This window comes from Streptomyces spiralis (assembly GCF_014654675.1).
Lineage (GTDB): Bacteria > Actinomycetota > Actinomycetes > Streptomycetales > Streptomycetaceae > Streptomyces > Streptomyces spiralis.
The window spans coordinates 100,529-123,249 of record NZ_BNBC01000028.1 but is presented as its reverse complement, the minus strand read 5'-3'; the positions used below and the strand labels follow the sequence as shown (position 1 = coordinate 123,249).

The window sequence follows — 22,721 nt, the reverse complement described above, 5'->3', positions numbered from 1 at the left end:
GCCTCACCTGGATCTTCGCCACCGTTACGAGAATGGGATGATGTCGTTTATGAAGGGACGAGTCCTTGTCGTCGACGACGACACCGCACTGGCCGAGATGCTCGGGATTGTGCTGCGTGGCGAAGGTTTCGAGCCGTCTTTCGTTGCCGACGGCGACAAGGCGCTGGCGGCCTTCCGGGAGACCAAGCCCGATCTGGTGCTGCTGGACCTGATGCTGCCCGGTCGGGACGGCATCGAGGTGTGCCGGCTGATCCGGGCCGAGTCCGGGGTGCCGATCGTGATGCTGACGGCCAAGAGCGACACCGTCGACGTGGTCGTGGGCCTGGAGTCCGGCGCCGACGACTACATCGTGAAGCCGTTCAAGCCGAAGGAGCTCGTGGCCCGTATCCGGGCGCGGCTGCGCCGGTCGGAGGAGCCCGCGCCGGAGCAGCTGGCCATCGGTGACCTCGTCATCGACGTGGCCGGGCACTCCGTGAAGCGGGACGGGCAGTCGATCGCGCTGACCCCGCTGGAGTTCGACCTGCTGGTCGCCCTCGCCCGCAAGCCCTGGCAGGTGTTCACCCGCGAGGTGCTGCTCGAGCAGGTGTGGGGCTACCGTCACGCGGCCGACACGCGCCTGGTGAACGTGCATGTGCAGCGGCTGCGCTCCAAGGTGGAGAAGGACCCGGAGAAGCCGGAGATCGTGGTGACCGTCCGAGGTGTCGGCTACAAGGCCGGGCCCAGCTGACATGTCCGGGGACAGTGCCGCTTCGGCACCCGGACGGACCGGGGCCCGCGTGGAGCGGCCTGTCGGCCGGAAGAGCGCGGGCTCTCGTTGGGGACGTTTCCTCGAGGGTGGACTGCTGAGCGGCGGAGTGCAGGGCAGCCCGGTTCTGCGGCTGCTGCTGCGCTGGGTGCGCCGGCCGCTGCTGCCCGTGATGCGGCTGTGGCGGCGCAACATCCAGCTGAAGGTCGTCGCCACCACACTGCTGATGTCGCTGGGCGTGGTGCTGCTGCTGGGCTTCGTCGTCATCGGGCAGGTGCGCAACGGCCTGCTCGAGGCGAAGGTGAAGGCGTCGCAGAGCCAGGCCACCGGCGGTTTCGCCGTGGCCAAGCAGAAGGCGGACGAGGCGGCGACCGGCACCGGCGACGACGGTGCCCCCGCGGACGGCCACTCCTCCCAGAACGTCATCTCGTGGATGAGCGAGCTGGTGCTGTCGCTCTCCAGTGGCGGCCAGGGGGCCTTCGACGTCGTCACGCTGCCCGCGGACGACAACGGCGGCGGCGGGCGGGGCCCGCGCGCCTCCGGCGGCGTGGACCCGACGGTGAGCGTCCCCGAGGACCTGCGGGCGCGGATCAACAGCAGCATGACCGCCGCGCAGAGCTACACCCGCATCATCTACAAGGACACCGACAAGAAGCCCCAGCCGGCCCTCGTCATCGGCAAGCAGGTCAACGACCCCAACGGCGACCCGTACGAGCTGTACTACCTCTTCCCGCTGAGCCAGGAGGAGAAGTCGCTGAGCCTGGTCAAGGGCACCCTGGCGACGGCCGGTCTGTTCGTCGTCGTGCTGCTCGGGGCGATCGCCTGGCTGGTGGTGCGGCAGGTGGTCACGCCGGTGCGGATGGCCGCCGGGATCGCCGAGCGGCTGTCGGCCGGGCGGCTGCAGGAGCGGATGAAGGTCACCGGCGAGGACGACATCGCCCGCCTGGGCGAGGCCTTCAACAAGATGGCGCAGAACCTCCAGCTGAAGATCAACCAGCTGGAGGACCTGTCGCGGATGCAGCGCCGGTTCGTCTCCGACGTCTCGCACGAGCTGCGCACCCCGCTGACGACCGTACGGATGGCCGCCGACGTCATCCACGAGGCCCGCGAGGACTTCGACCCGGTCACCGCGCGGTCGGCGGAACTGCTCGCCGACCAGCTGGACCGGTTCGAGTCGCTGCTGGCGGACCTGCTGGAGATCAGCCGCTTCGACGCGGGCGCGGCGGCCCTGGAGGCCGAGCCGATCGACCTGCGTGACGTCGTACGGCGGGTCGTCAGCGGCGCCGAGCCGCTCGCGGAGCGCAAGGGCACGCGGATACGTGTCGTCGGTGACCAGCAGCCCGTGGTCGCCGAGGCCGACGCGCGGCGCGTGGAGCGCGTGCTGCGCAACCTCGTCGTCAACGCCGTCGAGCACGGCGAGGGACGGGACGTCGTCGTCAGGCTCGCCGCGGCGGGCGGCGCGGTCGCCGTCGCCGTGCGTGACTACGGTGTCGGGCTCAAGCCGGGTGAGGCGACCCGCGTCTTCAGCCGTTTCTGGCGGGCCGACCCGGCACGCGCGCGTACCACCGGTGGTACGGGCCTGGGGCTGTCGATCGCCCTGGAGGACGCCCGGCTGCACGGCGGCTGGCTGCAGGCGTGGGGCGAGCCGGGCGGCGGGTCGCAGTTCCGGCTGACCCTGCCCCGGACCGCGGACGAGCCGCTGCGGGGCTCGCCGATACCCCTGGAACCCAAGGACTCGCGCCGCAACCGGGGACTCGACGACGCCGGTCCGCCGCGCGGCGGTGACAAACTGGCCACCGTGCCCGCGCAGGCCGGGGACCGGACGGCACTGCCGGGCCGGGACGGCCGGGACCCGATAGCCGCCCGGCAGACCACCGTGACCCCCACGGCCGACCCGACGGCGCTGCCCGGCAGCGGCGCACGCGTGGTGCCCCGGCCCGCCTCGGGCACGCGCCGGCCGGACACCACGTCCACGTCCGCGCCCCCACGGGCGAGCGCGCCCGCCGTGGAGCCGGCGGGCGACGAGACCGAGAGCTCCGCGGGCCCGGAGGGAGCCGGGGCAGGGGAGCCGAAGCAGCAAGGGGAGGCATTTCGTGGGCGCTGACCGCGAGGGGGGCGCGCGGCGTCGGCCGTTGCGCGCGGTGGCGTATGCCGCCTGTGGGGTCGTCCTGCTGGGGGGCTGTGCCTCGATGCCCGACAGCGGGGATCTGCGGGACGTGGAGTCCACCCCGCGGCAGGACACAGAGGTACGGGTGTTCGCCATGCCGCCCCGGGACAACGCCCCGCCGGCGGAGATCCTGCAGGGCTTCCTGGAGGCGTTGACCAGCGACGACCCGCAGTACGTGACGGCGCGCCAGTACCTGACCGGCGAGGCCGCGCGGGACTGGAGGCCGGAGGAGTCCACCACGGTGCTGGCCAACGGGCCCGACACCCGGCCCGACCGTACGACGGGACACGAGGCCGACACCTTCGCGTTCATGCTGACCGGCAGCCAGATGGCGCGGGTGGACCGACAGCAGTCGTACGCGCCCCTCGGGGGCCAGTACAGCCAGCCGGTGCATCTGACGCGGAACAAGAAGAACGGCCAGTGGCGCATCGACGTGGTGCCGCAGGGCGTCGTCATGGGGCAGTCCGACTTCCAGCGCAACTACGTGTCCGTCAACAAGTACTACTTCGCCTCCAACACCGGAGCCGAGACGGCGGGGACGCCGGTGACGGCCGTCGCCGACCCCGTCTACGTGCGGCGGCGGGTGGACGCGATGACGCAGATGGTGCGCTCCGTCCTCAAGGGGCCCACGCACTGGCTCCAGCCGGTGGTCAGGTCGAGCTTCCCGACCGGTGCGGCGCTGCGTGACGGCGTCACCGCGCTGGCCCCCGACGACCAGAACAAGCTGACGGTGCCGCTCAACGAGAAGGCGTCCCGGGCCGGACGGCGCCAGTGCGGGGAGATGGCGACCCAGCTGCTGTTCACGCTGCGGAACCTCACGCCCACCGTGGACGCGGTGGCGTTGCAGCGGGCCGACGGCAGCACGCTGTGCACGCTCGACGAGGAGGGGGCCGAGGAGGTCGCCACGCGCGGCTCGGTGAAGCGGCCCGAGTACCTGTACTTCCTCGACGACAGGCACCGGCTGGTGCGGATCGCCGGAGGCAGCTCCGGCACGCAGGCGGACCCGGTGCCGGGTGCGCTGGGCGAGGGCGTCCAGAAGTTCAGGTCGGCCGCGGTGTCATGGGACGAGCGCACCGCCGCCGCGGTCGGCTACGACAAGAGGTCGCTGTTCGTCGGGTCGCTGGTGGCCGGCGGCGCGCTCGGCAACGCGGTGGTGCAGAGCGGGGGCAAGACCGAGGACGACCGGCTGACGCCGCCCAGCTGGGACGCGCGCGGTGACCTGTGGATCGCCGACCGCGACCCGGCCCGGCCGCGGCTGATGGTGCTGGAGCACGGCACAGGCGCGCCGCTCGAGGTGCGGGTCCCCGGGCTGGACGGGCGCATCGACGCGGTGCGGGTGGCCGCCGACGGGGTGCGGATCGCGCTGGTCGTGGAACACAAGGACGGCAAGAAGTCGCTGCTCATCGGGCGGATCGAGCGGGACGACAGGAGTGGGGACCGGCCGGTGGTGTCGGTGCTCGAACTGCGTTCCGCGGCGCCCGAGCTGGAGGACGTGACGACCATGTCGTGGGCGGGCGACAGCCGGCTCGTGGTGGCCGGGCGCGAACAGGAGGGCGTACAGACGATGCGGTACGTCCAGGTCGACGGATCCACGCCGGAGGGCCCCGCGCCCGCCGCGCTCACGGGCGTTCAGTCGATCGCCGCGTCCGAGGACGAGCAGCTGCCGCTGGTGGCGTACTCGGAGGACGGGATCGTCCGGATGCCGGCCGGGGCGCAGTGGCAGAAGGTGGTCAAGGACGGGTCGGCGCCTGTCTATCCGGGGTGACGGGGTCACCGGGGGAGCGGGTGACCGGATGCCCGGGTGATGATCCGGGGGACGGGAGTGCGTTGGGCTCCGGCGCCTTGTCTCGCTCGTGTGAGTGAAGCGTCGGAGGCCGTGGGCCGAGTTGTCCACAGGCGACCGCCATCCGTTGTCCACAGGGGTGGCCGGGGCCGTTCGTCGCGGGCACAGTGGAGTCATGCGCGGGTGGTGGCAGGACCTTGCCGACCTGGTACTTCCGGCCGAGTGCGCAGGCTGTGGCAGGCCGCGCGCGGTGCTCTGTCCCGAGTGCCGTGCCGCCCTCGACGGATCCGCGCCATGCCGGGTGCGACCGGTGCCGGAGCCGCCCGGCCTGCCTGTCGTGCACGCGGCGGCCGCATACGCGGACGCGGTGAGGGCGGCCCTCCTCGCCCACAAGGAACGGGGCGCCCTGACCCTCGCGGCACCGCTGGGTGCGGCACTGGCGGGTGCGGTGCGGGCGGGGCTGAGCAACAGCGCCTGCGGTGGGTACCCGGCCGCCCCCGGAGGCGGTGGTCCCGTGTCGCGGGTTGGTCGGCCCGTACGGGGCGGTCGGCCTGTGCGGGGCGGTGGGCCTGTGCTGCTCGTGCCCGTGCCGTCCGCGCGCGGTGCGGTGCGGGCACGCGGGCACGATCCGGCCCGTCGGATCGCGCTCGCGGCGGCGGGCGAGCTGCGCCGGTCCGGGACGTCGGCCCGGGTGGTCGCCGTGCTGCGGCAGCGGCGCGCCGTGGCCGACCAGTCGGGACTGGGCTCCCGGCAGCGGCTGGAGAACCTCGCCGGTGCTCTGGAGGTGGTCGCCGGTGGCGCCCGGCTGCTGCGGGACGGCCCGGTGGTGCTGGTCGACGACCTGATGACGACGGGCGCCTCGCTGAGCGAGGCGGCGCGGGCGGTGACATCGACTGTGTACCGGGCGCGGGCCCGGGAAGAGATGGGAGAACGGAACGCGGCATCACCACGTAAGGAGGGGAACCCGGTGTATGAGGCACCGGAATTGGCGGGTGCGTACGCCGCCGGTCACGTGCGCTGCGCGGCCGTCGTCGCGGCCTCGCCGGAAGCCTTCGAATTGTGCCGGAACTGACCTCTGACTTCCGTCGTTGCGGGTAATGAAAGAGTCAATTCACCTGAACGGAGGTACGCCGCGGTAGAGGGTGACGCCATCCGGCCGGGCGAGATATGTTCGGGTGTGAGGGAAAGGCGCAGGCCGTTCCCGTCATATCCCAATGCCGTGCCGCGGGTTCGCGGTTTGCGGGTGCGCGGGTTTCCCGAGAATCACCCGACCGGCAGGGTGGAGATCTCGCCCACGGGGGAGGAGGAGGTGGACGTCACCGAGTCCGAGGTTCCGGATGTCACCGGAACCGGGTGCGAAAGGGAGATGCTCCGCCGACGCAGCGGAGCGATCCGGGAACGGAGTTCTGCGTGGACATCGTCGTCAAGGGCCGCAAGACCGAGGTGCCCGAGCGGTTCCGCAAGCACGTGGCCGAGAAGCTGAACCTGGAGAAGATCCAGAAGCTCGATGCCAAGGTGATCAGCCTCGACGTCGAGGTGTCCAAGGAGCCCAACCCCCGACAGGCCGACCGTAGCGACCGAGTGGAGATCACGCTCCGCTCCCGCGGTCCGGTGATCCGGGCGGAGGCAGCGGCCAGCGATCCGTACGCGGCGCTCGACCTGGCGGCGGAGAAGCTGGGAACCCGGCTGCGCAAGCAGCACGACAAGCGTTTCTCGCGCCGTGGCGCGCGCCGGATCCCGGCGGCGGAGGTCGCCGAGCACGTCCCGGGCGCGGCGGTGCTGAACGGCAACGGACTGGCCGCCGCGGCGGAGGAAGCGGGCCAGGTGCCCACCAAGAAGGTCGGCTCGCTGGAGGTGCAGGGGGAGGGACCCCTCATCGTCCGGGAGAAGACCCACGTCGCCGCTCCTATGACCCTCGACCAGGCGCTCTACGAGATGGAGCTGGTCGGACACGACTTCTATCTGTTCGTCGACTCCGAGACCAAGGAACCCAGCGTCGTCTACCGGCGGCACGCCTACGACTACGGCGTGATCCACCTCAGGACGGACACGATGATCACTCAGGAGAACTCTCCCGAGGCGGGCGGCACACTCGGCGGCTGACCCACCCGGCCGACAGCTGAGCCGGTGCCCCTGGAGCGCGCGGGTGCGCCCCCAGGGGCACCGGCGTGCGACCCCTTCACGCACCGCTTGGTCACCGCAGTGTCGGCCGGACATGGAATCATGGCCGCAACGGCTCAACCGATGGGCCGTTGCCTTGGGTTGGCCATGGCACCGCACACCAGGCCACAGCCTCAGGGGGAGGAACAACGATGACGGACAGCTTCGGACCGATCCGGGACGAGGATGCCGACGGCGGTGTCGTCGGCATGGGCCCGGAGGTGGGCGCGTCCCGCAAGGAGCCGATCAGAGTCCTTGTCGTGGACGATCACGCCCTCTTCCGCCGCGGCCTGGAGATCGTGCTCGCCGCCGAGGAGGACATCCAGGTCGTCGGTGAGGCGGGCGACGGCGCCGAGGCCGTCGACAAGGCGGCCGACCTGCTGCCCGACATCGTGCTGATGGACGTGCGGATGCCCAAGCGGGGCGGGATCGAGGCGTGCACCTCCATCAAGGAGGTCGCCCCCAGCGCGAAGATCATCATGCTGACGATCAGCGACGAGGAGGCGGACCTCTACGACGCCATCAAGGCGGGTGCGACCGGCTACCTCCTCAAGGAGATCTCCACGGACGAGGTGGCCACCGCCATCCGCGCGGTGGCCGACGGCCAGTCGCAGATCAGCCCGTCCATGGCCTCCAAGCTGCTCACCGAGTTCAAGTCGATGATCCAGCGCACCGACGAGCGCCGCCTGGTGCCCGCGCCCCGGCTGACCGACCGGGAGCTGGAGGTCCTGAAGCTGGTGGCCACCGGAATGAACAACCGGGACATCGCCAAGGAGCTGTTCATCTCCGAGAACACCGTGAAGAACCACGTCCGCAACATCCTGGAGAAGCTCCAGCTGCACTCCAGGATGGAGGCGGTGGTGTACGCGATGCGGGAGAAGATCCTGGAGATCCGCTGACGCTTCGGGCCAGGGCGCACAGGCCGGGGCGCACTCAGGCCAGGGCGCGGGCCAGTTCCCGGGTGAGGGGCTCGCGCAGTTCGGGAGCGTCCACCCGTTCGACCCGTACGTCGGTGCAGTCCACCCAGCTCGCCGCCTCGACGAGCGCCTGGGCGACGGCGGGCACGGACCTGGCGTCCTCCAGGGTGACCTGTTTGGCCACGAGGGTGCCGCCCTCACGGGCGGGATCCACCCGGCCGACGAGCCGGCCCCCGGCGAGCACCGGCATCGCGAAGTAGCCGTGGACCCGCTTGTGCCTGGGGACGTAGGCCTCCAGGCGGTGGCTGAAGCCGAAGATCCGCTCCGTGCGCGCCCGCTCCCAGATCAGGGAGTCGAAGGGGGACAGCAGCGTGGTGCGATGGCGGCCGCGCGGCGGTGCCGCGAGCGCCTCAGGGTCCGCCCAGGCCGGCTTCCCCCAGCCCTCCACCGTGACCGGGACCAGGCCCGACTCCGCTATCACCGCCTCGACCTGCTCGCCCTTGAGACGGTGGTAGTCGGCGATGTCCGCGCGCGTGCCCACGCCCAGAGACTTCCCCGCCAGCCCGACCAGGCGGCGCAGGCACTCGGTGTCGTCGAGCTCGTCGTGCAGCAGCTCCGCGGGGACGGCGCGCTCGGCGAGGTCGTACACCCGCTTCCAGCCGCGGCGCTCGACACAGACCACCTCGCCGTACATCAGGGCGCGTTCGACGGCGACCTTGGAGCCGGACCAGTCCCACCACTCGCTGGTCCGCTTGGCACCGCCCAGCTCGGTGGCCGTCAGCGGCCCCTCGGTGGTCAGCTGCTTGATGACCTGGTCGTAGGCACCGTCGGGCAGCTCGTGGTTCCAGTGCGGGCGGTTGCGGTAGGCGCGGCGGCGGAAGGCGAAGTGGGGCCACTCCTCGATGGGGAGGATGCACGCGGCGTGCGACCAGTACTCGAAGGCCCGGGTGCCCTTCCAGTAGGTGTTCTCGACCGTCTTGCGGCCTGTTGCGCCGAGACGGGCGTAGGGGATGAGCTCGTGGGAGCGGGCGAGCACGGAGATGGTGTCCAGCTGGACTGCGCCCAGCCGGCGCAGCACGCCGCGGACCCCGGATCTGCGGTCGGGGGCGCCGAGGAGGCCTTGGGCGCGCAGGGCGATGCGGCGGGCTTCGTCTGCGGAGAGGTCGAAGGCGGGACGCGGGGCGGTCGTCATGCTCGGCACGATAGAACCTGGCACTGACAGTGGGCGCCGACCTGCTCATTCACCGTGGGGCCGGCGGGCGGGGAGGTAGGGCGCCGTCGACGGCAGGCCCAGGTCCGACGGCAGCAGGGAACCCACCCAGCAGTCCCGCCGCACCCCTTTGTTGTTGATCGCCGAGCGCAGGAGCCCCTCCACGGTGAAACCCGCTCGCTCCGCCACCGCGCGGGAGGCGTGGTTGCCGACCTCGGCGCGCCACTCCAGCCGGTCCACGGCGACCTCGGTGAAGGCCCAGCGGGCGGCGGCGCGGACGGCCTCGGTGACGTAGCCGTAGCCGCGGTGCTCCTTGGTGCCCCAGTAGCCGACCTCGGCCTCGCCCAGCGAGCGCCTGGTGATGCCGAGCATGCCGGCCAGGTCCCCGGCGGGCCCGGAGAGGAAGAGGCCGAAGGTGAACATCGAGCCGTCGGCCCAGCCGTCGGGGACCATCTGCTCGGTGAAGCCCTCTGCGTGCTCGGGAAGATAGGGGGAGGGGATCGTGGTCCAGCGCTGGATGTCGGGATCCTGCGCGGCGGCGTACACGGCGTCGGTGTCCCGGCGGCCGACGGTGCGCAGGACGAGGCGGTCCGTGGTGAGCGTGACGGGTTCCATCGGCTGATTCTGCTCGGGCGCGCGAGGGGATGCCATTGTTTTCCCGGCGCGTGAGCGACCGATCACGATTCGCGCAATTCGTGGTGGCGCCGCGGCACCATCCGCGCCTCCTGGCCGTTGTCCCCTGTGAAGGCGATTCTGAACACGAGCGTGGAGGCGAAGCCAAGCCGCGGACGGGTGCCCTCGCGGCAGGCCCTCCCGGCTTGGCGGGGTCCTCGCATACGATGGCCGTTGCTCAGTCAGTCAAATGGAAACCGACCGTCCCAGGCCCGACCGGCAAGGAGACCAACCCCCGTGTCCGTCCTCTCGAAGATCATGCGTGCAGGCGAAGGCAAGATCCTGCGCAAGCTGCACCGCATCGCGGACCAGGTCAACTCCATCGAAGAGGACTTCATCGACCTCTCCGACGCCGAGCTGCGGGCCCTCACCGATGAGTACAAGCAGCGTTACGCCGACGGCGAGACCCTGGACGACCTGCTGCCCGAGGCGTTCGCCACGGTGCGCGAGGCCGCCAAGCGCGTCCTCGGCCAGCGCCACTACGACGTGCAGATGATGGGCGGCGCCGCCCTGCACATGGGGTACGTCGCAGAGATGAAGACCGGTGAGGGCAAGACGCTCGTCGGCACCCTGCCCGCTTATCTGAACGCTCTCTCCGGAGACGGCGTCCACATCGTCACGGTCAACGACTACCTGGCCGAGCGCGACTCCGAGATGATGGGCCGCGTCCACAAGTTCCTGGGCCTCTCGGTCGGCTGCATCCTCGCCAACATGACGCCGGCCCAGCGCCGTGAGCAGTACGCGTGCGACATCACCTACGGCACGAACAACGAGTTCGGCTTCGACTACCTGCGCGACAACATGGCGTGGTCGAAGGACGAGCTCGTCCAGCGCGGTCACAACTTCGCGATCGTCGACGAGGTCGACTCCATCCTGGTCGACGAGGCCCGTACGCCGCTGATCATCTCCGGCCCGGCCGACCAGGCCACCAAGTGGTACGGCGACTTCGCCAAGCTGGTCCTGCGCCTGAAGAAGGGCGAGGCGGGCAACCCCCTCAAGGGCGTGGAGGAGACCGGCGACTACGACGTCGACGAGAAGAAGCGCACGGTCGCCATCCACGAGTCCGGCGTCACCAAGGTCGAGGACTGGCTGGGCATCGACAACCTCTACGAGTCGGTGAACACCCCGCTGGTGGGCTACCTGAACAACGCCATCAAGGCCAAGGAGCTCTTCAAGCGCGACAAGGACTACGTCGTCATCGACGGCGAGGTCATGATCGTCGACGAGCACACCGGCCGTATCCTCGCCGGCCGCCGCTACAACGAGGGCATGCACCAGGCGATCGAGGCGAAGGAAGGGGTGGACATCAAGGACGAGAACCAGACGCTCGCCACGATCACCCTGCAGAACTTCTTCCGCCTCTACAACAAGCTCTCCGGCATGACCGGTACGGCGATGACCGAGGCCGCCGAGTTCCACCAGATCTACAAGCTCGGCGTGGTCCCGATCCCGACCAACAAGCCGATGATCCGCAAGGACCAGTCGGACCTGATCTACCGCACCGAGGTCGCCAAGTTCGAGGCGGTCGTCGACGACATCGCCGAGAAGCACGAGAAGGGCCAGCCGATCCTCGTCGGCACGACGTCCGTCGAGAAGTCGGAGTACCTCTCGCAGCAGCTGAGCAAGCGCGGCATCCAGCACGAGGTGCTCAACGCCAAGCACCACGAGCGCGAGGCCCAGATCGTCGCCCAGGCCGGCCGCAAGGGCGCCGTGACGGTCGCGACCAACATGGCCGGCCGTGGTACGGACATCAAGCTCGGCGGCAACCCCGAGGACCTCGCCGAGGCGGAGCTGCGCCAGCGCGGCCTCGACCCCGAGGAGCACATCGAGGAGTGGGCCGCGGCCCTGCCCGCCGCCCTGGAGAAGGCCGAGCAGGCGGTCAAGGCGGAGTTCGAGGAGGTCAAGGACCTCGGCGGGCTCTACGTCCTCGGCACCGAGCGGCACGAGTCGCGCCGCATCGACAACCAGCTGCGCGGCCGTTCCGGCCGTCAGGGCGACCCGGGCGAGTCCCGCTTCTACCTCTCCCTCGGCGACGACCTGATGCGCCTGTTCAAGGCCCAGATGGTCGAGCGCGTGATGTCGATGGCGAACGTCCCGGACGACGTGCCGATCGAGAACAAGATGGTCACGCGCGCGATCGCCTCCGCCCAGTCGCAGGTCGAGCAGCAGAACTTCGAGACCCGCAAGAACGTCCTGAAGTACGACGAGGTCCTCAACCGCCAGCGCGAGGTCATCTACGGCGAGCGGCGCCGCGTCCTGGAGGGCGAGGACCTGCACGAGCAGGTGCAGCACTTCATGGACGACACCATCGACGCCTACGTCCAGGCGGAGACCGCCGAGGGCTTCCCGGAGGACTGGGACCTGGACCGGCTGTGGGGCGCCTTCAAGCAGCTGTACCCGGTGAAGGTCACCGTCGAGGAGCTGGAGGAGGCGGCCGGCGACCGGGCCGGTCTGACGGCCGAGTTCATCTCCGAGTCCATCAAGGACGACATCCACGAGCAGTACGAGTCGCGCGAGGCCCAGCTCGGCTCCGAGATCATGCGTGAGCTGGAGCGCCGGGTCGTGCTGTCGGTCCTGGACCGCAAGTGGCGCGAGCACCTCTACGAGATGGACTACCTCCAGGAGGGCATCGGCCTGCGCGCGATGGCGCAGAAGGACCCGCTGGTCGAGTACCAGCGCGAGGGCTTCGACATGTTCTCCGCGATGATGGACGGCATCAAGGAGGAGTCCGTCGGCTACCTGTTCAACCTGGAGGTCCAGGTCGAGCAGCAGGTCGAGGAGGTCCCGGTCGAGGACGCCGTGCCGTCGCTGGAGAAGGAGCCGCAGGACGTGGTGCCGGCGCAGGCGGGCGCGCGTCCGGAGATCCGGGCCAAGGGCCTGGACGCGCCGCAGCGGCGCGACCTGCACTTCTCCGCGCCGACGGTGGACGGCGAGGGCGGCATCGTGGAGGGCGAGTTCGCCAGCGACGACGAGCCGGTCCGCTCCGAGGCCGACGGCCTCACGCGCGCGGAGCGCCGCAAGCAGGCGAAGGGCGGCCGCCGCCGCAAGAAGTGACGGCCGGCGCTGCCGCCGTGCTGAGCGGCGGCGCGGCCGAGGCCGCGTGTGGCGCACCAGGCCGTGAGCAGCGGGCCGAGGCCGCGAGTGGCGGACCGAGGACCGAGCAGTGACCGGCGAAGGGCCGGGCATCCCGAGGGTGCCCGGCCCTTCGCGTCATCCGGCGGCCGTGCGCGGAGCGCTGCGGCGGCCCAGTTCCACCGCCGTGCAGCGCCAGCGGCGGTCGCGGCCTCGTTCCAGGCGGAAGGCCATCGCGCGGAGCTGTTCGCCGGCGCCGATCCGGGCGAAGGCCTCGACGGCGCCCGGGCGGGGTTCGTAGTAGCCGATGTCGCGCACCACGGGACGGGTGCCGCGGGCACGCAGGGGGCCGTGCTCGGCGAGCCGGGCCAGTTCGTCGTAGGCACGGCCGGCGGTGTGCCGGAGCATCCAGTGGACGGGCCGCTGCCCGCTGAGAACGGCGAGGAGCCGGTCGGCGAAGACGTCGGCGGCGAGGGGGACGGCGGCGGCAGCGGTGGGGAGGACTGGGGCCGCCGGGATGCCCGAAGTGCTCGAGGTGCTCGAGGTGCTCGAGGTGCATGTGGGGGCGGTCTGCGGGCGGTTGTCGGCGGGAGCGGTGCGGACCCGGCCCGTGCCGCGCGGCGAGCCCGGTGGGCGTCCTCCGTTCGTCGTGCGGGCCGGGCTGCCGCCCGGGGTGCGGGGCGGGGCGCCACCGGGGCGGCGTACGTCGTGACGGCCCGGCGGGCGGGTACCGGGGCGGCGCTGCGCCCTGGTCATGACCTTGTTCATCAGTCCCCGTTTCTGTGATGCGGTGCGCTGGTCTACCGATCGGTAACTTCCTGCAGGGATCTTGTACGGGACCCGGTTCGGCCCGGGCAAGGAACGCGAAGCCGGTGGCGGCCGGTTGGCAGGTTCACTCATCCGAGTGGTGGAAGGCGCCGGAAGGCCCGGGAGAACGGGGGCGTGCCGGGTGAGGTGCGGGGCGTGGGGTGGACGCTTCGGAGGGGGCGGCCGTGGGCACGAAAGAGGGGCCCCGCACGTATCCTGAAGGCCGTCTCCCGGAGCCCTGCGGAGCCCTCCGACACGAGAAAGCGGCCAGCCATGCGCGTCTACGTCCCCCTGACCCTCCCCGGCCTCGCCGAGGCGTACAGGACGGGGGAGCTGGGGGCCGGGCCGCTCGTCGCCTACGCCGTCACGCCCGCCCTGCGCGAGTGGTACCTCTCCGACGACATGGAGGAGCTGGAGTACGCCGCGCTGAACCGGGCCGCACTGGCCTCCCTGCGCCTGCTGGCCGCCGACCCGGACGCGCCGCGCCGCCGGGTCGTGGTCGCCGTGGACGTACCCGACGGCACCACGGCCGTCGACCCCGACCGGGGGCTCGACCCCGCGGCGGTCGGCGAGGTGCGGGTGACGGGGACGGTACGGCTGGCCAAGGCCGCCGCCGTGCACGTCGACCTGGACGACGCCGAGGCGGACGTGCGCGCGGCGGCTCAGGCGCTGCCGGCGGCGGACGCCGGGGACGACGACGCGCAGTTCGTCGTGGACGGGGCGGAGGACCACGAGCTGCTCTGGTACGCCACGCAGGAGATCCCGAACCTGGTCGGGCTCGGCGAGGGGTCCTGATTGTCAGTGGCGAGGGGTACGTTTTCCGGCATGGGGAAGCAGTCAGGGGCGCACATCGTCTGGGACTGGAACGGCACGTTGTTCCACGACAACGACGCGATCATCGGCGCGACGAACGCGGCGTTCGCCGAACTCGGCCTGGAGCCGATCACGCTGGAGCAGTACCGGGCGCTGTACTGCGTGCCGGTGCCGAAGTTCTACGAGCGGCTGATGGGCCGGCTGCCCACCGGTGCCGAGTGGGAGCTCATGGACGAGGTCTTCCACCGGTACTACGTCGAGCACCGGGGCCGCTGCCGGCTGACCGAGGGGGCGGTCGAGCTGCTCACGGGGTGGACGTCGGCCGGACACAGCCAGTCGATCCTCAGCATGTACGGGCACGAGGAGCTGGTCCCGCTGGTACGGGGCTTCGGGATCGAGGCGCACTTCATACGGGTCGACGGGCGGACCGGGCCGTCCGGCGGCAGCAAGGCGGAGCACATGGTGCGGCACCTGGGCGCGCTGGGCGCGAGGGTGAATCCCGCGCGCACGGTGGTGATCGGGGACGCCGCCGACGACGCGGTGGCCGCACTGCACGCGGGGGCCCGGGCGGTGCTGTACACCGGCGGCTCGCACAGCCGCGCCAGCCTCGAGGAGGCCGGCGTACCGGTGGTGGACACCCTCCAGGAGGCAGTGACCGAGGCCCAACGCCTCGCGGCGTAACGCACCGGCCCGGGTCCTGAGGGCGACTTGGGGCTGCTGGTGCACGCGGCCCTGGACCCGTGCGGCCCCGACCGGTCCGTGTCCGGCCACAGTCCGGTACCCGTGCGGGCCGTCCGGCCCCGTGCGGTGGCCCGTGCAGTGGCCCCGTGCGGACCGTTCCCCGGCCGTGTGTGGGCCTCTTGCGAGCCCCTGCGGCCGGGTGCCCTGGCTGCCGTCCGGCGGTCGGTCAGGGTGGGCCTACGTCGTTTTTGTCGCCGGCGCCCCTGTGCAGAACGTCAAAGTTCCACCCCGGGTTTTGTACACATACGGCTCATGACGGGTTACCCGTGAAGAGCGATAGCCTTGTGGCGTGATCAGCGCGATAGGTCGCGGGGGCACCCCAGTCTCCGCTCTGCGCCCGGTGTGCACGGACGACAGCCGTGACCGGGCGGCGGTCGCTGGTCCTCGCGGGCGGGACGGGGCCTCGACGGCCCCCAGGACGCCGCGTCAACCCCGACCGGCGGCGCCGCCGAGAGCAGCGTCACATCCGTCGGACGCGTCGAAGATGGCCGATAACCCCCCGCTCATCTCACCCCGCGGCATAGCGTCGGAAGGGACCGGACACCCCGGACCGGGACGTTACGCCCAAGGGGAAGAGACCGTACTTCCTTCAACGTCACGCAACGGCGCGCGACAGGAGCCAGAGGACAATGCAGACCAAGCTGGACGAAGCCAAGGCCGAGTTGCTCGAGAGGGCCGCTCGGGTAGCTGAGAACAGTCCGGCCGGGGGGCACCTCCCGACCGGGACGACGGACGAGGGTGCCCCGGACCGGGACTCCGTACTCTCGTTCCTCCAGCGCTACTACCTGCACACCGCCCCGGAGGACCTCGCCGACCGCGACCCGGTCGACGTCTTCGGAGCCGCTTTCTCCCACTACCGTCTGGCCGAGGCGCGCCCGCAGGGCACGGCCAACGTGCGGGTGCACACTCCGACCGTCGAGGAGAACGGCTGGACCTGCAGCCACTCCGTCGTCGAGGTCGTCACCGACGACATGCCCTTCCTCGTCGACTCGGTCACCAACGAGCTGACCCGGCAGGGACGCGGCATCCACGTCGTCGTCCACCCGCAGTTCGTCGTCCGCCGCGACCTGACCGGCAAGCTCCTCGAGGTGCTGCCCAGCGCGCCGGCCGGCGAGCCGCTGCCGCACGACGCGCACTTCGAGTCCTGGATCCACGTCGAGATCGACCGCGAGACCGACCGCTCCGACCTCAAGCAGATCACCGCCGATCTGCTGCGCGTGCTCTCCGACGTCCGCGAGGCCGTCGAGGACTGGGAGAAGATGCGCGACGCGGCGACCCGTATCGCCGAGGGGCTGCCCGACGAGACCCTGCCCACCGACCTGCCCGAGCAGCAGGTCGAGGAGGCCCGCGAGCTGCTGCACTGGCTGGCCACCGACCACTTCACCTTCCTCGGCTACCGCGAGTACCAGCTGCGCGAGGACGACTCCCTGGCCGCCGTGCCCGGCACCGGGCTGGGGATACTGCGTTCGGACCCGCATCACGCCGGTGAGGACAAGCACCCGGTCAGCCCGTCCTTCGAGCGGCTGCCCGCCGATGCCCGCGCCAAGGCCCGCGAGCACAAGCTGCTCGTGCTCACCAAGGCCAACAGCCGGGCCACCGTGCACCGGCCGTCGTACCTGGACTACATCGGCGTCAAGAAGTTCGACGACAAGGGCGAGGTGATCGGCGAGCGCCGCTTCCTCGGCCTGTTCTCCTCCGCCGCGTACACCGAGTCGGTCCGCCGGGTCCCGGTCATCCGCCGCAAGGTCGAGGAGGTCCTGGGCCTCGCCGGGTTCTCGCCCAACAGCCACGACGGGCGCGACCTGCTCCAGATCATGGAGACCTACCCGCGCGACGAGCTGTTCCAGACCCCGGCCGCCGAGCTGGAGCCGATCGTCACCTCCGTCCTCTACCTGCAGGAGCGCCGCCGGCTGCGGCTGTACCTGCGCCAGGACGAGTACGGGCGCTACTACTCGGCCCTCGTCTACCTCCCGCGCGACCGCTACACCACGGGCGTGCGCCTGCGGATCATCGACATCCTCAAGGAGGAGCTCGGCGGCACCAGCGTCGACTTCACCGCCTGGAACACCGAGTCGATCCTGTCCCGGCTGCACTTCGTGGTCCGCGTCCCGCAGGGCACCGAGCTGCCGCAGCTGTCCGACAGCGACAAGGAGCGCATCGAGGCCCGTCTGATGGAGGCCGCCCGCTCCTGGGCCGACGCCTTCGCCGAGGCGCTGACCGCCGAACTCGGCGAGGAGCACGCCGCCGAGCTGCTGCGCCGCTACAACCACGCCTTCCCCGAGGGCTACAAGGCCGACCACACCCCGCGCGCCGCGGTGGCCGACCTGGTCAACCTGGAGCAGCTCGGCGAGGACAAGACGTTCGCGCTGAGCCTGTACGAACCGGTGGGCGCCGCCCCCGAGGAGCGCCGTTTCAAGATCTACCAGAAGGGCGGCTCGGTCTCCCTCTCGAAGGTCCTGCCGGTGCTGAGCCAGCTCGGCGTGGAGGTCACCGACGAGCGGCCGTACGAGCTGCGCTGCGCGGACCGTACGACGGCCTGGATCTACGACTTCGGTCTGCGCGTCCCGCTCGTGGCCACCGGCGGCGACTACCTCGCCGACGACGCCCGTGAGCGCTTCCAAGACGCCTTCGCCGCCGCCTGGACCGGCAAGGCGGAGAACGACGGGTTCAACGCGCTGGTGCTGAGCGCCGGGCTGAGCTGGCGCCAGGCGATGGTGCTGCGCGCTTACGCCAAGTACCTGCGCCAGGCGGGTTCCACCTTCAGCCAGGACTACATGGAGGACACCCTCCGCAACAACGTCCACACCACCCGTCTGCTCGTCTCCCTGTTCGAGGCGCGAATGGCGCCCGAGCGGCAGCGCGCCGGCCACGAGCTGGTCGACGCCCTGCTCGAAGAGGTCGACGCGGCCCTGGACCAGGTGGCCTCCCTCGACGAGGACCGGATCCTCAGGTCCTTCCTGACGGTCATCAAGGCGACCCTGCGCACCAACTTCTTCCAGAAGAACGGCTCGGGCGCGCCGCACGACTACGTCTCCATGAAGTTCGACCCGCAGGCCATCCCGGACCTTCCGGCGCCGCGCCCGGCGTACGAGATCTGGGTGTACTCGCCGCGGGTGGAGGGCGTGCACCTGCGCTTCGGCAAGGTCGCCCGCGGTGGTCTGCGCTGGTCCGACCGGCGCGAGGACTTCCGCACCGAGATCCTGGGCCTGGTCAAGGCGCAGATGGTGAAGAACACCGTCATCGTGCCGGTGGGCGCCAAGGGCGGCTTCGTCGCCAAGCAGCTGCCCGACCCGAGCGTGGACCGGGACGCCTGGCTGGCCGAGGGCATCGCCAGCTACAAGACGTTCATCTCGGCGCTGCTCGACATCACCGACAACATGGTCGCGGGCGAGGTCGTGCCCCCGAAGGACGTGGTCCGGCACGACGGCGACGACACCTACCTGGTGGTCGCGGCCGACAAGGGCACGGCGACGTTCTCGGACATCGCCAACGAGGTGGCCGAGTCCTACGACTTCTGGCTCGGCGACGCCTTCGCCTCCGGCGGCTCCGCGGGCTACGACCACAAGGGCATGGGCATCACGGCCCGCGGCGCCTGGGAGTCGGTCAAGCGGCACTTCCGCGAGCTGGACGTGGACACCCAGTCCCAGGACTTCACGGTCGTCGGCATCGGCGACATGTCCGGTGACGTGTTCGGCAACGGCATGCTGCTGAGCGAGCACATCCGCCTGGTCGCCGCCTTCGACCACCGGCACATCTTCCTCGACCCGAACCCGGACGCGGCCACCGGCTACGCCGAGCGCCGCCGCCTGTTCGACCTGCCGCGCTCCAGCTGGGCCGACTACAACACCGACCTGCTGTCGGCCGGCGGCGGGATCTTCCCGCGCAGCGCCAAGTCGATCCCGGTCAACGCGCACGTCCGCGAGGCCCTCGGCATCGAGGACAAGGTCACCAAGATGACCCCGGCCGACCTGATGCAGGCGATCCTCAAGGCCCCGGTGGACCTGCTGTGGAACGGCGGCATCGGTACGTACGTCAAGGCGTCGTCCGAGTCCAACGCCGACGTCGGCGACAAGGCCAACGACGCCATCCGCGTCGACGGCAGGGACCTCAGGGTCCGCGTCGTCGGCGAGGGCGGCAACCTGGGCTGCACCCAGCTGGGCCGGATCGAGTTCGCGCAGACCGGCGGCAAGGTCAACACCGACGCCATCGACAACAGCGCGGGCGTGGACACCTCCGACCACGAGGTGAACATCAAGATCCTGCTCAACGGCCTGGTCACGGACGGCGACATGACCGTCAAGCAGCGCAACAAGCTGCTCGCCCAGATGACCGACGAGGTCGGCGCCCTGGTGCTGCGCAACAACTACGCGCAGAACACGGCGATCGCCAACGCGCTCGCCCAGTCCAAGGACATGCTCCACGCCCAGCAGCGCTTCATGAAGCACCTGGTGCGCGAGGGTCATCTGAACCGGGCGCTGGAGTTCCTGCCCACCGACCGCCAGATCCGTGAGCGGCTGACCGCCGGACACGGTCTGACCGGTCCGGAGACGGCCGTGCTGCTGGCGTACACGAAGATCACGGTCTGCGAGGAACTGCTGCACACCACGCTGCCCGACGACCCGTACCTGCGTGGTCTGCTGCACGCCTACTTCCCGACCCAGCTGCGCGAGCAGTTCGCCGAGCAGATCGACAACCACCCGCTGCACCGCGAGATCACCACGACCGTGCTGGTCAACGACACGGTGAACACCGGCGGTACGACGTATCTGCACCGGCTGCGCGAGGAGACCGGCGCGTCGCTGGAGGAGATCGTCCGGGCGCAGACCGTGGCCCGCGCGATCTTCCGCTCGGCGTCGGTGTGGGACGCGGTGGAGGCGCTGGACAACAAGGTCGAGGCCGACGTCCAGACCCGGATCCGGCTGCACTCGCGCCGTCTGGTCGAGCGCGGCACGCGCTGGCTGCTGAACAACCGGCCGCAGCCGCTCCAGCTGACCGAGACGGTGGACTTCTTCGCCGAGCGGGTGGAGCAGGTGTGGGCCGAGCTGCCCAAGCTGCTGCGCGGCGCGGACCTGGACTGGTACCAGCAGGTCTACGACGAGCTGTCCGCCGCCGGTGTCCCGGACGAGCTGGCCACCCGCGTTGCCGGGTTCTCCTCCGCCTTCCCGGCGCTGGACATCGTCTCGATCGCCGACCGCATGGGCAAGGACCCGATGGACGTCGCCGAGGTGTACTACGACCTCGCCGACCGGCTCAGCATCACCCAGCTGATGGACCGCATCATCGAGCTGCCGCGCGCCGACCGCTGGCAGTCCATGGCCCGCGCGTCGATCCGCGAGGACCTGTACGCGGCGCACGCGGGCCTCACGGCGGACGTGCTGGCCGTCGGCAACGGCACCTCGACGCCGGAGCAGCGGTTCAAGATGTGGGAGCAGAAGAACGCGCCGATCCTGTCGCGGGCCCGCACCACGCTGGAGGAGATCCACGGCTCGGACGCGTTCGACCTGGCCAACCTGTCGGTGGCGATGAGGACGATGCGCACGCTGCTGCGGACGCACTCGTAGCGCACACAGCGCCGACCGAGGGCGCCCCGGGCCGCGACGGCAGGCCCGGGGCGCCCTCATGTCGTCTTCTATCCGCCCTCTTTCCGCCGTCTGGCACACGACGCACGGTAAATTTACCTTTTCCTGCTAAACGGGATCATTCGGATAAAGTGGCGCGCGTGATGCGCATGACAGTGAACCTCAGGGAGAGCCGTCCGGCCGCGCAGGCCCCCGATGCGCGCCGCGCCGCCTGAGGCGCGCCCCGCCGGCAGAGCCGCGCGGCGGCCGCCGGCCGCCGTCAGACGTTCCCTCGCCCCCCGCGCCGCCGCCGCGCTCCTTGTCGCCCTGCTGCTCCCGGTGATCGTCCGGCTGCCGTGGGCCGGAGACCTCGGCATGCACGCGGCCACCATCGAGCGCCTGCGCCACAGCCTGCTGCACCCCGGCAACCCGCTCGTCGACGCCGACTCCCCGAGCCCGTACTACTCGCCGTGGATGCTGCTGCTGGGCTCCCTCGCACGGGCGAGCGACTGGTCGGTCTTCGTGGTGCTGCGGCTGGCCGCGCTCACCGGGCTGGCGCTGCTGGTGACGGGCGTGTGGCGGTATGCGCGGACACTGAGCGCGCACCGGGCCGCGCCCGCCCTGGCCGCCCTGAGCCTGGTCCTGCTGTGGGGAACCGTCCTGATCAACTGGAGCGGGTTCATCGCCCTGAACTCCCTCGCGCTGACGGTGTCGTACCCCAGCGTGTTCGCCCTCGGTCTCGCCTTCCACCAGTGGGCGTGGCTCACCCGGGCGCTGCGCGCGCCGAGCGGATGGGGGGCGTGGCTCGGGCTCGGGGCGCTGTGGGCGGTGATCCTGCTCTGCCACCAGTTCACCGGGGTCGTCGCCACGCTGGGCGCCCTCGCCACGGTGCTCGCCGCCCGGCCCCCGCGGGGGATGTGGCCGAGGCTGGCGGCCGGGGCCGCGCTGGGCCTGCTGGTGCTGTGGCTGTGGCCGTACTACGACTTCTTCGCCCTGTTCTCGGCCGGCGGGGACCTGGAGGAGGTGCACCGCGCGCTCTACGAGCACTTCACGGGCCGCTACTGGCTGGTGCTGCTCGGCGTGGCCGCGCTGGCCGCGCGGTGGCGGCGCGACCACCGGGACCCGCTGGTGGTCTTCTTCCTGCTGGGCGCGCTGGTGTGCGCTGCGGGCTTCCTCAGCGGCCACTACGCCTGGGGGCGGGCGCTGCCCGCCGCGCTGATCCCCGCCCAGCTGGCCGCCGCGCTGGCCGTGGTCCAGGGCGGCCGGCGCGCGGTGCGGGTCCGCTGGGCCTGGGCGCTGGCCGCCGCGTTCGCCGTGGGCGCCTGGACCCAGGCCGGAATGCTCGGCTATGTCGTCGGCCGTGCCGCGCTGCCCGAGGCGCTGGCCGCCCGCTACACGCAACCATGGGCCGGGTACCACTGGATCACCCCGTACGTGAGGTACGGCGACGTCGTCATGGCCCGCGACTTCGCCTCCCAGCTCATCCCCGCCTACGGCGCCTACACCGTCGCCCCCGGCTACCCGGAGTTCTTCCTGCCGGACACCGCCCGCCGGGAGGAGGCCGTCCAGCGCTACTACACCCGCGCCACGCCGCCCTCCGTCCGCGGGGACATCCTGCGGACGTACGACGTGCGCTGGGTGCTGGACGGCACGACGCCGATGCGGTCCCGGGGGCTGCGTCCGGTGGCGCACGGGCCGGGCGGCGAGGTGCTGTACGCGGTGGCCCCCTGACTCGGGGGCCGGGCCCGCCGGACGGGCTCTCCTAGGGGGGTGCCGCGCCGATCATGCCGGGCTCGCGGCGCCAGCCACCGCTCCCTGATCCGGCCTGATCGACGAGACCCCCTAGGACTTTCCGGCGGTGAAGGACTCGTAGGCCGCCAGGACCTCCTCGGTCGGGCCGTCCATGCGCAGCACACCGCGCTCCAGCCACAGCACGCGCTCGCAGGTGTCGCGGATGGAGTTGTTGTTGTGGCTGACCAGGAACACCGTGCCGGCGTGCTTGCGCAGCTCGCGGATGCGCTCCTCCGAGCGCTTCTGGAAGGCGCGGTCGCCGGTGGCCAGGGCCTCGTCGATGAG

General features: G+C 71.2%; 14 protein-coding genes and 1 pseudogene. 11 read left to right on the top strand and 4 right to left on the bottom strand.

All coding sequences use genetic code 11. From position 1 onward, the window contains the following. The first annotated feature begins 37 nt into the window (after positions 1-37). From mtrA to IE318_RS26670, 6 genes are all read left to right on the top strand, one after another. The gene (mtrA, locus tag IE318_RS26695; RefSeq protein ID WP_003975799.1) at positions 38-727 is read left to right on the top strand and encodes a two-component system response regulator MtrA; all 690 of its coding nucleotides are present in this window, start codon (positions 38-40) and stop codon (positions 725-727) included. Between the two features lies 1 nt (position 728). Further along, positions 729-2,849 (top strand): MtrAB system histidine kinase MtrB, encoded by a 2,121-nt coding sequence (gene mtrB / locus IE318_RS26690; protein ID WP_189904362.1) that lies wholly within the window; start codon positions 729-731, stop codon positions 2,847-2,849. Next, entirely contained in the window at positions 2,839-4,677 is a 1,839-nt protein-coding gene (locus IE318_RS26685; RefSeq protein ID WP_189904360.1) for an LpqB family beta-propeller domain-containing protein, read from the top strand. Before mtrB ends, IE318_RS26685 begins: the two co-directional genes overlap by 11 nt. 193 nt (positions 4,678-4,870) lie before the next feature. Then, a complete protein-coding gene (locus IE318_RS26680; RefSeq protein ID WP_189904358.1) occupies positions 4,871-5,767 on the top strand; it encodes a ComF family protein in 897 nt (298 codons plus the stop codon). A gap of 338 nt (positions 5,768-6,105) precedes the next feature. Beyond that, positions 6,106-6,798, top strand: coding sequence for a ribosome hibernation-promoting factor, HPF/YfiA family (gene hpf, locus IE318_RS26675; protein WP_189904356.1), 693 nt, complete (start codon positions 6,106-6,108; stop codon positions 6,796-6,798). A gap of 209 nt (positions 6,799-7,007) precedes the next feature. Then, entirely contained in the window at positions 7,008-7,754 is a 747-nt protein-coding gene (locus tag IE318_RS26670) for a response regulator (RefSeq protein WP_030167136.1), read from the top strand. Positions 7,755-7,788: 34 nt separating this feature from the next. Here the strand turns inward: IE318_RS26670 and IE318_RS26665 are convergent, their stop codons facing one another. Both IE318_RS26665 and IE318_RS26660 read right to left on the bottom strand, forming a co-directional pair. Continuing rightward, positions 7,789-8,964, bottom strand: coding sequence for a winged helix-turn-helix domain-containing protein (locus IE318_RS26665; protein WP_189904354.1), 1,176 nt, complete (start codon positions 8,962-8,964; stop codon positions 7,789-7,791). A gap of 45 nt (positions 8,965-9,009) precedes the next feature. Then, the gene (locus IE318_RS26660) at positions 9,010-9,597 is read right to left on the bottom strand and encodes a GNAT family N-acetyltransferase (protein WP_189904352.1); all 588 of its coding nucleotides are present in this window, start codon (positions 9,595-9,597) and stop codon (positions 9,010-9,012) included. A gap of 294 nt (positions 9,598-9,891) precedes the next feature. Between IE318_RS26660 and secA the strand changes: the two genes are divergently transcribed. Next, entirely contained in the window at positions 9,892-12,708 is a 2,817-nt protein-coding gene (gene secA / locus IE318_RS26655) for a preprotein translocase subunit SecA (RefSeq protein WP_189904350.1), read from the top strand. Positions 12,709-12,864: 156 nt separating this feature from the next. Here the strand turns inward: secA and IE318_RS26650 are convergent, their stop codons facing one another. After that, positions 12,865-13,494, bottom strand: a complete 630-nt coding sequence (locus tag IE318_RS26650) for an Rv3235 family protein (RefSeq protein WP_189904343.1) — start codon at positions 13,492-13,494, stop codon at positions 12,865-12,867. A 312-nt stretch (positions 13,495-13,806) separates the two neighbouring features. Here IE318_RS26650 and IE318_RS26645 point away from each other — a divergent pair, with 312 nt between their 5' ends. From IE318_RS26645 to IE318_RS26630, 4 genes are all read left to right on the top strand, one after another. Beyond that, on the top strand, positions 13,807-14,328 hold the full coding sequence (locus tag IE318_RS26645) for a DUF6912 family protein (protein ID WP_189904340.1): 522 nt from the start codon (positions 13,807-13,809) through the stop codon (positions 14,326-14,328). Between the two features lie 30 nt (positions 14,329-14,358). Next, positions 14,359-15,027, top strand: a complete 669-nt coding sequence (locus tag IE318_RS26640) for an HAD family hydrolase (RefSeq protein WP_189904338.1) — start codon at positions 14,359-14,361, stop codon at positions 15,025-15,027. A 689-nt stretch (positions 15,028-15,716) separates the two neighbouring features. After that, positions 15,717-20,648: an NAD-glutamate dehydrogenase gene (locus IE318_RS26635; protein ID WP_189904336.1), complete on the top strand. Its 4,932-nt coding sequence runs from the start codon at positions 15,717-15,719 to the stop codon at positions 20,646-20,648. A gap of 213 nt (positions 20,649-20,861) precedes the next feature. Then, positions 20,862-22,376: a hypothetical protein gene (locus tag IE318_RS26630; RefSeq protein ID WP_189904334.1), complete on the top strand. Its 1,515-nt coding sequence runs from the start codon at positions 20,862-20,864 to the stop codon at positions 22,374-22,376. Between the two features lie 111 nt (positions 22,377-22,487). On the opposite strand, the pseudogene IE318_RS45195 reads toward IE318_RS26630, so the two are convergent. Then, a pseudogene (locus IE318_RS45195) lies at positions 22,488-22,721 on the bottom strand (ABC transporter ATP-binding protein); the annotation flags it as partial.